Source organism: Peribacillus sp. NPDC097264 (assembly GCF_050277925.1).
Lineage (GTDB): Bacteria > Bacillota > Bacilli > Bacillales > DSM-1321 > Peribacillus.
The window spans coordinates 1-1,285 of the sequence record NZ_JBNNSR010000028.1; the positions used below are offsets into that span (position 1 = coordinate 1).

At 38.1% G+C, this 1,285-nt stretch carries 1 protein-coding gene; it reads right to left on the reverse strand.

Annotated features, from left to right (window positions below):
• Window positions 1-41 precede the first annotated feature (41 nt).
• A protein-coding gene (locus tag ACQKL0_RS20115; RefSeq protein WP_427689212.1) for an IS3 family transposase occupies window positions 42-1,201 on the reverse strand; the annotation gives its coding sequence in 2 pieces (ribosomal slippage) (window positions 42-943 and window positions 943-1,201; 1,161 coding nt in all).
• Window positions 1,202-1,285: the final 84 nt, after the last annotated feature.

Sequence of the window (1,285 nt, forward strand, 5' to 3'; positions counted from 1 at the left end):
TGCACATAACCCTGTCAAGTAGACAATAAAAAAAGAGTATTTCAAGCTGCGGCCTTTTCTCGATATTCAATCGGGGAAAGGCCGTTAAATTTTTCTTGGAAGCGATCCGTATTGTAGAATTCTATATACTCCTGAATAGCTATATAAGCTTCCTCTGTTGTTTTTAGGCTTACCAAATATAACTTCTCTGTTTTTAAATGCGAGAAGAAACTTTCTATACAAGCGTTATCATGACAATTGCCACGACGAGAGTGGCTTCCTTGGATACCGAGTTCTTTTATCTGCTTTTCGTATGATTTCGTCGTATATTGGAATCCTTGATCAGAGTGAAGAAGGGCACCCTTTTCGAATGACTTATCCCTTAACTGATTCAACGTATTATGAACCAATTCAAGATCGTTTCGAGAAGAAACTTCCCATGCGACAATTTCATTATTATACAAATCTAAAACGGCAGATAAGTAGGCAAACGTGTCTCCAATCCGCACATAGGTTATATCTGTTACTAACTTTTGAAACATGGACTCTGCATAGAACTCACGGTTTAAAACATTCTTAAATACTACGGATCCTCTTCTACCATAGAAAGGGCGTTTCTTTCGAATTACAGATGTAACTCCCAATTCTCTCATCAAGCGACGCACACGCTTATGATTTACAACGATTCCCTCTCTAAATAAAGCTCGAGTCATTCGCTTATATCCGTAGTATGGATGTATCTTATGAATGGCTAATATATGTTCTTTTATCCATAGGTTTTTCTCAAGTCTTAGAGATCGTTTAGACTGAGTCTTCCGCCATTTATAATAACCAGATCTTGAAACTTCACCGATTTTTATTAGCCACGTGAGTGGGTGTACTTTCCTCAATTCATCAATCACTTGAAACCTTTCGGCTTTCAGGACCATTCCTTCCCATGTAGATTTGGATTGCGCTTTTTTAAATAGTCCACCTGCGCTTTCAGATAAGCATTTTCTTCTTCTACACTAGTAAAATTCTTACGGTTCCATACACCACGTTGGTCTTCAAAAGGCTCATTATTCTGCACTTTCTTTACCCAATTCGCTATTTGTGCATCACTTTTGATACCAAATCGCTCACGAAGCCGACGATATGACCAGCCTTCCTCTAACTTCAAACGAACAACTTCTCGCTTTAATTCTTCTGTATATGTTTGAAAGATTTGCCCCTTTTTTGCCATAGAAAAATCCCCTCCCAGATAGACTGTTAAGAACATTTTATCATGTTCTCTTTTTACTCCGTCTACCTGTAGGGGATAATACCA